The following is a 10,963-nucleotide window of genomic DNA, read 5'->3' on the forward strand; positions in this document are numbered from 1 at the left end:
AACCGGATACCGGATTAACTGGTGTTTAGGTGTGGTAAGAGGTTTGATGCTCAGCGGAACGAAAACTCACGCTAAGCAACGTTTTCTACCCCTGACGCCTCTTCTAATGGACTCAGGGAGGAGTTCAGGGAAAAGCGGGATCGACTTTTGGTGCCATAGCGGCATAAAGGAATCGCAGGGCGGATCCCGCATCTTCACCATACCCGCAGTGATATTCCTGGTATGCGACACCACTACGGTCATCGACAACACTGAACAGCATCAGTGTGGGTTCACCTTTTGGAGACTGAAAGTGTCCCTGTTCAGTATCAACACCGTAATCCTCCAGTAATTCAATCGCCCGGCGGGTGGAAAGATGGCGGCCCTTTTTGTTGGTGGTGCGAAACTTAAGTGCAGAGACCAGTTCACAGTAACGTTCCATATCCTTTCGGGGAAGTACCCGCGCTTGCCCATGGTCCTGCCGGTGAATCGGGCGGGGTTTTAGCAAATCATTGAGCGCCCGGTACACAGACGTGGTAGAGAGTCCATATAATGCAGAGACTGCTGCAATCTGCGATGCCCGTTCAGGGCTTTTGGGCGGCAGGCGATCAAGACGCTGCCGCAGCTGCAACAGGGAGTCTGACGGGATGGATTTACGCCGGCTGCTCTGTGGCCCTGAGGGTGATCCCGCGCTGATTCAGGCTGTACACGATACCCTGCAAATCCTGGATGCTGCGCGCCAGACGATCCACCCGCGTCACCATCAGCGTGTCACCCGGACGAGCCCCCACAAATGAGACAGAAAAACTGTCTCACCGAACTGTTTGTTTTAGGTGTACCTTAAAAATACCATTATGGATTTGTGGCGTTTTTTTATAGCACCATAGAATGACTGAGTGATATTTATAGATCATTATGATCAACCTCAGTTAATTCTCAGTATCAAAGTAACTCCATTATCAAGTTGTAAGCAATCGAGATGTAAGTGACAAAGCGAAAGAAACATTTGCTGAAATCTGTGCTGATTACGAGTCGTTACATTTAGCGAGGCGGGGAACAGACATGGTACAGATATTGTCATTTTAAAATTGGTATATTTTTCAGCTATTGAGTTTGCTGAAGATAAATAAATGTAAATCAGGTGTGTTCTGGATGTACAGTTATCATCCAGTTAAAATAAAATCCATTTGAATTATTAAGTTAAATAAGTGAGTATAAAATATGCAGTTCAACGCAGCCCATCACCTCATTCATACTGTCAGGGAGAAGATAACAAGACCGAGGCTGACATTTTAAAGCAGAAATGTGATAAGTGGAGAGGAGAAGCAGTGCAAGGTGCTGGAGAACAGCGAGATATAGCTGTTGAAAGAATAAACCAATGCTTAAATGAACCAACAAAAAAACCAAATTTAAATCTGAAAGATCTTAAACTGACAAGTTTGCCACCTTTACCTTCCTGTGAAAAGCTGTTTGTTAGTGAAGAATTACTGGAGCAACTACTCAGCTTGGCTGTTGGAAATAACTCATCAGATAAGATTACAGAACAAGCTGTAGAAAACTTTCTTGATTATCACTTTACTGATGTATTCGATGATGTTTCTCGTGAAGATTTTACTGATTTTATCCGCGAAGATATTTTTGATCACTATAAACTTGGTGACTACGGCAGCGAATGGAGAGATTTTTATAAGGAAGTAATAGAATGCTTTAATTCCCGGCTTAATGCAGTTGATAGAGAGGCCAAGGAATATTTGGCTGAAAACTTAAAAAAATTCAGTGAGAAGCGGGATTTTAGTGTTGATAAACTGAAATCAGAGCTGGAAAAATTCGTGAGAGATAAACTTTATGATATAAGTCACATTTATGTGAAAGAATATTGTGACAGACATGAGAACAATTCAGATTCAGATGATTGACTCAGACCCGCTCTGGCTGTTAGCTGTTATTCATGGGGCTCCCCGATCATGCTGGGAGAATCATAAATCTGTGTTTAATCTGCCATAATGGAACATCATAGGCTCTATTAAACGGCATCAGAGATGCCATAATGGGAGTGTGTCAAACACGACCATGTATAAGGGGATTGAGGTGAGTAGGCCCCTAAACAACAGCCCGGCATTACCGAATCTATTGAACCGGCAGTTTAACCCTGTTGCACCAAACCAGATCTGGTTTGGTGACATCAGTTTTATTCGCCTGCAGGACAAATGGTGCTATCTCGCGCTTGTCGTTACAGCACTGAATTTTTCAAAATTCCTCTAGCCTAACTCGGTAAAAATAGTGTAACCAAATCCGGGAAACCTAAGTCGTATTAACGCGCAATCCCCGGCGAATATGTCATAATATCTTATGCGCTGCATGGTCGTTTTTTTATAGATGTAATTTTATTTACTTGTTATCTTAACTGATTTGATAATGGATGCATGACATGTTTGTAAATAAGCGAATTGATATTTATAGCGACTCAGTTACTACTGCACTTTTAAAAAAGGCTGAAAATAAAAACCTTTCGAATAAGACTCTGCATAAGCTTGTGAAAATTGCCAATTCTCACATTGGACTTACAAAAGCAGAAGCCAAAAATGTATTTATTAAAAATCAACCGATAGAAACAAATGCTTATTCGATGAAGTTGGCTTTTGAACTAAAGAAGGTATTCTCTCAATGTTCAAACCAAGAATTAAGAGATAGAATAGGGACTTTCATCCAAAACTGCAAACCTACAATTTTTAATAAAACAGAAAATAGTGTTCAGACAAAGGCAATTAACCAAACGAAATATATGAGTTCTGCGGATTTTGTCGATGCATATTCTGATAGCATTGGCCTCACCATTGGTGAGGGGGCAGAAGCTATAGTTGTAGAAGATGCGAAAAATGACCATAAAGTATTAAAGATATTTTTTGATAACGTTGATGAGAGTGAAATTATCAATCAAGCTAAATCATTCAATATGTTTTATGGTGAAAATACTGCACATGTTATTTCCGGTAAAGCTATCCGTATGAATAAAATAGAAGGTGCTCCTTTATCTCAAATAAAACACTTTCCAGCTGATGCCACTACTAACTTCATGTCTCTTATTGCCGAAATGGTCACAAAACGTTGCGCTCCGTCTGATATGTCAGAAAATAACTTTCTCTATGATAAAGGAAAAAATAAATTTTTACCTGTAGATATATCCACAAGCAAAGAAAATAAAGTTAATAAGAATGGGTTAAGGTATATTATGAATTACATCATGAACAAAAGTGTTGGTTAAAAATTTGTACGCCATCCTTTAGTATTGCATTATCGAAAAAACTCACCACCTCTCCAGGAGGTGGTTTAGGGGGACAATAAAGTAATGTAATAGACCGCAACTAACCAGTCATTTTAAATAGCCAAAAATCAACCAGCCAATTTACATCGCTGATTGCCATTTTTAGCCACCTCTTTTATGATAGCCAGATTGACTATACTCATTTTGGCTACCATAAATGAAAATTGCTCGCATCTATGAAAGGGTAAGTACATCAGAGCAGGATCTGACACGCCAGGCTGACATCGAAAAAACGGCCATTGCCAGTGGTTTTTATATTGCTGGTATTTATCGGGAAAAAGCATCGGGTGCCAGAGCTGACAGACCTGAGCTTCTCCGCATGATCGCCGACCTTCAGCCTGGTGATGTGGTGATAGCCGAAAAAATTGACCGTATCAGTCGTCTCCCTCTTCCTGAAGCTGAAAAACTGATTGCTTCCATCAGAGACAAAGGTGCCCGGCTGGCTATTCCAGGCATAGTGGATTTGTCAGAAGTGGTAGCAGAAAATGATAGTGTCTCCCGCATTGTTCTTGAATCTGTTCAGGAGTTGTTGCTTAAACTTGCCCTTCAGACCGCACGAGATGACTACGAAATACGGCGGGAAAGACAGCGCCAGGGTGTTCAGCTCGCCAAAGTTGCAGGCAAATACGCGGGCAGGAAGGCCGATCTCGTGACCCATGAGCGTATCATTACCCTCCGGCAGTCCGGATTAACCATTGAGCGCACGGCCACGCTGGCCGGATGCAGCATCAGCCAGGTCAAACGCGTCTGGGCAATCCATCAGTCGCAAAAAAATTCGTGATATGCCCCTGAGCTAAGGATGGTTACGATGCCAGTTAATTTTCTTTCCGAAGATCAAAAAGCAGGTTACGGTAACTATCATGGCGAACTGACAAAGGAAACACTGGCTCGCTATTTTCATCTTGATGATTTTGACCGGATGAATATTTCAGAAAAACGGGGAGACCATAACCGGTTGGGCTATGCCATATTATTATGTACAGTCCGTTACCTCGGTCGCTTCCCCGATTTAACGACAATAATTCCGGTTGTTGTTATTGATTTTCTGGCAGAGCAACTACATATTGAGAGTGGTAGTGAGCAGGTTAATATATATAACTCAGGAAAGCAACGTCGACCACATATAGATGAAATTACAAAAATATATGGTTACACGGAGTTTACCGACACCCGTGTGGCGTTTTCACTGACCCGCTGGTTATATTCTTTATGCTGGACCGGAACGAGTCGTCCGGGTATTCTTTTTGAAAGATGTACCGGATGGCTTTTATCACATAAAGTCTTATTACCCGGATATTCATTGCTCGAACGTTATATAGCCCGGTTACGCAGCAGGGTTGAAAACCGGCTCTGGTATTCACTGGCTGCCTGCATTGATGACTCTCAGACTCAACGGCTTCTGGAGCTTCTTTCGGTTCCAGCCGGGAGCCGCTATTCGTTACTCGATCAGTTACGTACCGGACCCACTAAAGTGAATGCCGCATCACTGGTGCAGGCGATAGGCCGCCTTCAGACAATACGTAATCTGGGAGTGACATTACCAGCAATTACGCCAGTTTCGGATACCCGTATTGCTGCCCTGGCCCGTTATGCCTCAACGGCTAAAACAACAGCACTTCAGCGCTTACCAGAAAAAAGAAAACTGGCTACACTTGTTGCATTCTCCTGCTGTATGGAGGCGACGGCATTAGGATGATGCACTTGAATTACTTGAAGCACTACTCCGGGATCTGTTCAATGAAGCGGTTCAGGCAGATAAACGGAATCGCCAACGAACGCTTAAAGATCTGGATCGCGCAGCGGAAATACTGGCAAAAGCATGTCGGATGATCCTTGATGACAAGTTACCTGATACTGATGTTCGTGATAATATCTTCAACATTATTCCCGAAGATGTATTGAAACATGCTGTAAATAATGTGACATCAATTATTCGACCAGCTAATAACGTTTACTTCAATGAGCTTGATGCTAAATTCAAAACGGTACGACGTTTTTTGCCTGATTTACTTTCCAGAATACATTTTGAAGGCAATACCTCAGCTGAGGCATTAATTGAAGCGCTTTGCTGGATTGAAGTTAATTTAAAAAAGAAAAAAACCGATAACGATGCTCCACGCGAAATAATCAATAAACCGTGGCAACAACATGTGATAAGAAAAGATGGCAGTATTGATTTTCACGCCTATACATTTTGTGCACTTAAGGAACTTCAGCTTATACTGAAAAAACGGGATATTTATGTCAATCCCAGCTGGCTTTATGCAGACCCCCGGACAGGGCTTGTCGAAGGTAAGGAATGGGAAGCTATGCGTCCAATAATCTGCCGCTCTCTGGGATTATCATCAGCACCAGGTGCCACTCTGTCGGCCATTGCAACAGAGCTGGATTCAACATATCGCGATGTACTGGACCGACTACCGGAAAACCCGGCAGTCAGATTTGCGGAGAATGGCGATAAAACTGAGCTGATCCTGAGTCCTCTGGATGCCATTGAAGAAACGCCATCACTTATCGCATTGCGGCAGCGGGTGACCGACATGTTGCCACGCGTTGATTTGCCTGAACTGATACTGGAAATCGATGCCAGGACACATTTCACCGGTGCCTTTACCCATTCATCAGAGCAAAGCTCCCGCGTCTCAGACCTGAATATCAGCATCTGCGCCATGCTGATGGCAGAAGCCTGTAACACCGGTCCGGAGCCCTTTATACGCAATGATGTCGCGGCACTGAAGCGTGACCGTCTGACCTGGACAGACAGCAATTACATCAGAGACGAAACGATTAGGGCAGCCAACGCCATTCTGGTCGCAGCACAAAGTGGCGTTCCCCTGGCGAACATCTGGGGTGGTGGTGAGGTGGCGTCAGCCGATGGTATGCGATTTGTGGTTCCTGTGCGCACGGTACATGCCGGCCCCAACCCTAAATACTTCAAAGAAGGACGTGGGGTTACATGGTACAACCTGATATATGATCAGTATTCGGGGATAAACGACATCGTTGTTCCTGGAACGCTCAGGGATAGCCTGGTCATCCTGGCTGTCGTGCTGGAGCAACAAACGGATCATGCCATACCAGATAATGACCGATACGGGGGCATACAGCGATGTTATTTTCGGGCTTTTCCGCCTGCTGGGATATCGTTTTTATCCAAGGATCGCGGATACGGGGAGAGCCAGATTCTGGCGCACCGATCCTAAAGCAGATTACGGTCCGTTTAATGCGATATCTTCGCATCGCCTTAATTTTGGTAAAAAAACAGAGCCACACTGGGATGATATTCTGCGGCTGATTGCGTCCCTCAAACTTGGACGACTGAACGTCATGTCCATCATGAACACACTGCAAACGGGCGACAGGCCAACCAGTCTGGCGCAGGCTATAGCCGAAATAGGCCGCGCAGATAAAACTATTCATATGCTGACTTACCTCGACGATGAAAACAAACGGCGAAGAACGTTGCAACAACTCAACCGTGGAGAGGGTCGCCACGCGGTGGCCAGAAATGTCTTTCATGGTAAGCGGGGAGAGCTGAGGCAGGCTTACCGTGAAGGCCAGGAAGATCAGCTTGGATCGTTAGGTCTGGTGCTCAATATTATTGTGCTGTGGAACACGATGGATGCAGCAATTCAGCAGCTCAGGCGGGAGGGCTATCCGGTTCTGGATTCAGACGTTGAGAAACTTTCACCGTTACAGTGTGGGCATATCAACATGCAGGGGCGCTATTCATTTACAGTGCCGGAATCCGTCAGTAAGGGTGAATTGAGAGCTTTCAATGAATAGACATAAGTCATTGATTAATGGATTGATGGCATCCCTGACGGGATAAAGGCTATCGCCGGGCTGCACGGGAAAATCAGTGGTGACCTCCGCTATCATTTTTAATGGCCCCCCATGAAGGATGAGCGCATAGTTTTTTTGTTTTTTCAGATAAACAACATCAATTACCAGCCATTCCATAGCTAATCCCTCAATATTATTCAGCAGGCAGATTAACATAACGTGCTGTAACGACGTGGAATGAGAGTTTAAGTATATGAACCAGCGCTGTATTAAAGTATGAGCGCCCTCTTATGAGGGCAAAGAAATGGAGTCAGTATCCGGGCAGCATTACGGGTGATCTCCACATTTAAGTACATCGTTGAGATTTGATTAAATCCGCCAGTGCAGAATAGTGAATTCTGATGGCTTCAGGGCGGATTTAACACCCTGAGTGATTTACCCTACTTACTGGTAATCAAAAGATGGAGACATTTTGATGCTGTCCACACCGTTATGTGACGTTATCCGCAGTGTTCCGGATATTTCTGCTTTTCCGACCCTCGCAGAGATGACGAAAAATACCTCAGTGATGCACACCCGTTATCCTGAACTCGTCACTGTAACAGAGGTGGGTGTGTCTGCTCAGGGAACCCCATCGATATGGTATCCGTCGGGAAAGGTCCCCTGTCAGCATTGTTTGTGGGTGCCCCGCATCCGAATGAAGTCATAGGATGTGCTGCCATCGAGTATCTGATAGCCCGTTTATGCCAGGATGCAGCGTTTCGTGAAGCGTTACCTTTCCGCTGGCACTTTATCAAAGCGATTGAGCCTGACGCACTGCGGCTGAATGAAGGGTGGTTCTCGTCACCAGGCAACTCACAGTGTTACTACGAACACTATTACCGCCCGCCGTTAAACCAGCAGGCTGAGTATGCCTTCCCGTTTGCTGACAGCGACTGGCTGAGCCGGCATCCGCTGCCGGAGAACATCGCATGGCAGAATGCCATCAGGCAGGCGCGTCCGGATTTTCTTTACTCCCTGCATAATTCGGAAGCGGGCGGCGTTTATTATGTCGCGTCGGGTTATCCGGTGGGGCTGGCCGGAACGCTGAAAGCAATATGCCATCAGAGCGGCCTGCCGCTCAATACGACGGGGGAAACCGAGCTCCGTGACAGTCTGTATGAACCCGGTCTGTTTCATTTTCCGGATATGAAAGCGCTGGTCGGTATGCCCGCAGATGATTACCAGGAAAATGGCAGTCGTCCGGTGGGCAATTCCAGTGCCTGCTACACCGCGGCATCGGGAACATTTTCTTTATTTACCGAAGTGCCTTACTGGAACAGCCCCCTTCTGGATAACCGGCAACTTACGCCGTTCAGTATCAGGGATGTGGAGGCTGAGCTGGCCCCCCTGAACGCACAGGTTGTTGTATTAGCAGAAAAAGCGCTGGCGCTGAACACCGGTGACGCCGGGCATATCGCAGTAAACCTGCGGCAGACCCTACAGATGCATTATGAGCAGTTCGCTGCGCCTGCAGCGGACGACCGGGATGCGGATAAAAAACTGAGCCGGGGCGACAAAACCCGCCTTAGCATCAAGGGGCGGCTCGAGCGACTCAGTACCCTCGGCCTGATATGCAGGCTTGCCGGTGACAGCAAGCTCACCACGGAATGCCGGCAGATTCTGGCAGAACAGTCGGCATACCTGGCAAACACTGAAAAAATGACAGCAGTACCGGTGAAAAAAACCTGTCAGTTACAGATACATGCGGGACTGGCAACAATGATTGCCCTGATAAAGTCCCGTTATGTTTACCGTAAGCGTACAGAGTGAACCGTATTGACGGGGATGTGTTATTCAGTTGGCAGTGCGATGCGCCAGGGCAGCAGTTCACTGACCCGGTTTACCGGCCAGTCGGCGATGACGTCAAGTACATGGTGAAGGTAGCGCTCTGGATCTACGCCATTTAATTTGCACGTACCGATCAGGCTGTACAGCAACGCTCCGCGCTCACCACCGTGGTCAGAGCCGAAGAACAGGAAGTTCTTGCGCCCCAGACTGACCATCCGCAGGGCATTTTCAGCGATGTTGTTATCGGCTTCGGCCCAGCCGTCTTCCGCATAGTACGCCAGCGCCGGCCACTGGTTCAGCGCGTACGCGAACGCTTTCGCCAGCTCTGAGTGTCGCGACAGGGTTTTCATCTTCTCACGCAACCAGCTTTCCAGTGATTTCAGCCGCGGTTTCGTTTTCAACTGACGTTCGGCAAGGCGCTGCTCTGCCGACATTCCCCTTATATCCGCCTCGATGACGTACAACCCACCTATTTTTTTCAGGGCTTCCTCCGTCAACGCTGATGGGGTGCGAACGTGCACATCGTGGATTTTTCGGCGGGCGTGCGCCCAGCACGCGGCTTCCCTGATATGACCTTCGCGGTACAGTTCTTTGAACCCGGCATACGCATCCGCCTGCAGTACACCGCTGAAGCCAGCAAGATGGGTCTGCGGATGGATGCCTTTTCTGTCAGGGTTGTACGCGAACCACACTGCTGGCGGCTGCGTTGATCCGGCATGGCAGTCATCGCGAACATACGTCCACAACCGCCCGGTCTTCGTCTTTTTGTTGCCCGGCAGCAGTACCGGAACGGGCGTGTCATCGACATGGAGTTTGCCATCCGTCAGTACATAGTCCTGAAGCGCCTCTTCCAGCGGTGCCAGCAGGCGACAACACGCATCCACCCAACCTGACAGCACAGAACGACTTAGCTCCACACCCTGGCGGGCATAGATCTCTGACTGACGATACAGTGGCGCATGTTCTGCGTATTTTGACGTGAGTACCCGCGCCAGCAGCCCTGGACCGGCGATACCCCGTTCGATGGGGCGTGATGGTGCCGATGCCTGAACTATACGATCACATCGGCGGCAGGCGTGTTTTTCCCGTACCGTGCGGATAACCCGGAAGGCGCTGCGCATCAGCTCCAGCTGTTCAGCGGCATCTTCACCCAGGTAACTCAACGAACCACCACAGTCCGGGCAACAGGATTCGGCAGGAGGCATGCGCCTTTCATCACGGGGTAGCGATTCAGGGAACGGTTTACGTGTACGGGTCTGGCGGAGTGGTCGTTGAACTGCCGGATCGTCGGCCCGACCGGTCAGTGTATCGCTTTCTTTCTGCAGCCGGTTCAGGTCGGCTTCCATCTGTGCGATACGACGGGAGACCTTTTCGGAGCGGCTGCCGAAGTTCATCCGCCGCAGTTTATCCAGCTGCGCCTGCAGGTGGTCTATTTCGCGTTCACGATCGGCCAGCTTTTCCAGCAGCGCATGGTTCAGCGCTTCCTGTTCGGCCAGGCGCTGTTTCAGTTGAAGGATATCGTCAGAAGAGGTGTCGTTCATAAGCCCGTATTTTACCAGGCTTATACAGCAACAACCAGGATAAAGAGGCCTACAGCATGGTCAGTGATGTCAGCAGCCGCTTCGGCTGTCTCCAGTCGATACCTTCCATCAGCATCGCCAGTTGCGCTGGCGTCAGGAACACTTTGCCATCGCGGGCTGACGGCCAGGCGAAGCGGCCGCGCTCCAGCCGTTTGGTCAGCAGACACAGTCCGTCACCGGTAGACCACAGCAGTTTGACCTGGCTGCCGCTGCGGCCCCGGAAGATGAAGACGTGGCCGGACATTGGATCATCTTTCAGCGCCGTCTGAACCTTTGCGGCGAGGCCGTTGAAGCCGTTGCGCATATCGGTGATGCCGGCAACCAGCCAGATTTTTGTCCCTGCTGGTAGGTAAGCGCACCATCTGCGACGTCTTGTGAAAGTTGTCCTGTCTGGCAACAATCGCGCCCATCTATATTGATGGACACGAACGATGAATACCCGGACAAATAAAGATATTACCTGCTA

Annotated in this window: 7 protein-coding genes and 4 pseudogenes; 6 read left to right on the forward strand and 5 right to left on the reverse strand. The window is 47.9% G+C overall.

Annotation, left to right across the window (positions count from 1 at the left end; all coding sequences use genetic code 11):
- Positions 1-127: 127 nt before the first annotated feature.
- Positions 128-676 (reverse strand): annotated as a pseudogene (locus tag ACTJJI_RS24705) (IS481 family transposase); the annotation flags it as partial.
- A pseudogene (locus tag ACTJJI_RS24710) lies at positions 639-761 on the reverse strand (recombinase family protein); the annotation flags it as partial. The pseudogenes ACTJJI_RS24705 and ACTJJI_RS24710, both read right to left, overlap by 38 nt.
- A 426-nt stretch (positions 762-1,187) precedes the next feature.
- Here ACTJJI_RS24710 and ACTJJI_RS24715 point away from each other — a divergent pair.
- From ACTJJI_RS24715 to ACTJJI_RS24735, 5 genes and pseudogenes are all read left to right on the forward strand, one after another.
- Positions 1,188-1,895: a hypothetical protein gene (locus ACTJJI_RS24715; protein WP_440655945.1), complete on the forward strand. Its 708-nt coding sequence runs from the start codon at positions 1,188-1,190 to the stop codon at positions 1,893-1,895.
- Positions 1,896-2,082: 187 nt separating this feature from the next.
- Positions 2,083-2,211, forward strand: a pseudogene (locus ACTJJI_RS24720) (IS3-like element ISKpn37 family transposase); the annotation flags it as partial.
- 196 nt (positions 2,212-2,407) lie between these two features.
- Entirely contained in the window at positions 2,408-3,241 is an 834-nt protein-coding gene (locus ACTJJI_RS24725) for an OspG family effector kinase (protein WP_440655947.1), read from the forward strand.
- 217 nt (positions 3,242-3,458) lie between these two features.
- Positions 3,459-4,082 carry a recombinase family protein gene (locus ACTJJI_RS24730; protein WP_440655949.1) on the forward strand — a complete coding sequence of 208 codons (624 nt, stop codon included), beginning with the start codon at positions 3,459-3,461 and terminating at the stop codon, positions 4,080-4,082.
- A 27-nt stretch (positions 4,083-4,109) separates the two neighbouring features.
- Positions 4,110-7,087 (forward strand): annotated as a pseudogene (locus tag ACTJJI_RS24735) (Tn3 family transposase).
- Here ACTJJI_RS24735 and ACTJJI_RS24740 read toward each other — a convergent pair.
- Positions 7,031-7,303, reverse strand: coding sequence for a hypothetical protein (locus ACTJJI_RS24740; RefSeq protein WP_440655951.1), 273 nt, complete (start codon positions 7,301-7,303; stop codon positions 7,031-7,033). The pseudogene ACTJJI_RS24735 and the gene ACTJJI_RS24740 sit on opposite strands and share 57 nt — an antisense overlap.
- 423 nt (positions 7,304-7,726) lie before the next feature.
- On the opposite strand from ACTJJI_RS24740, the gene ACTJJI_RS24745 reads away from it, so the two are divergent.
- Positions 7,727-8,899 (forward strand): hypothetical protein, encoded by a 1,173-nt coding sequence (locus tag ACTJJI_RS24745; RefSeq protein WP_440655953.1) that lies wholly within the window; start codon positions 7,727-7,729, stop codon positions 8,897-8,899.
- 20 nt (positions 8,900-8,919) lie between these two features.
- Here ACTJJI_RS24745 and tnpC read toward each other — a convergent pair whose 3' ends face one another.
- Positions 8,920-10,458 carry an IS66 family transposase gene (tnpC, locus tag ACTJJI_RS24750; RefSeq protein ID WP_440655955.1) on the reverse strand — a complete coding sequence of 513 codons (1,539 nt, stop codon included), beginning with the start codon at positions 10,456-10,458 and terminating at the stop codon, positions 8,920-8,922.
- A gap of 49 nt (positions 10,459-10,507) precedes the next feature.
- On the reverse strand, positions 10,508-10,894 hold the full coding sequence (tnpB, locus tag ACTJJI_RS24755) for an IS66 family insertion sequence element accessory protein TnpB (protein WP_440655957.1): 387 nt from the start codon (positions 10,892-10,894) through the stop codon (positions 10,508-10,510).
- Positions 10,895-10,963: the final 69 nt, after the last annotated feature.

The organism is Enterobacter sp. 22466, assembly GCF_052044775.1.
GTDB lineage: Bacteria > Pseudomonadota > Gammaproteobacteria > Enterobacterales > Enterobacteriaceae > Enterobacter > Enterobacter dissolvens.

Coding starts and splice junctions, on each gene's coding strand:
- ACTJJI_RS24725 (WP_440655947.1), top strand. CDS start 2,408: ATGTTTGTAAATAAGCGAATTGATATTTATAGCGACTCAGTTACTACT.
- ACTJJI_RS24730 (WP_440655949.1), top strand. CDS start 3,459: ATGAAAATTGCTCGCATCTATGAAAGGGTAAGTACATCAGAGCAGGAT.
- ACTJJI_RS24740 (WP_440655951.1), bottom strand. CDS start 7,303: ATGTTAATCTGCCTGCTGAATAATATTGAGGGATTAGCTATGGAATGG.
- ACTJJI_RS24745 (WP_440655953.1), top strand. CDS start 7,727: ATGGTATCCGTCGGGAAAGGTCCCCTGTCAGCATTGTTTGTGGGTGCC.
- tnpC (WP_440655955.1), bottom strand. CDS start 10,458: ATGAACGACACCTCTTCTGACGATATCCTTCAACTGAAACAGCGCCTG.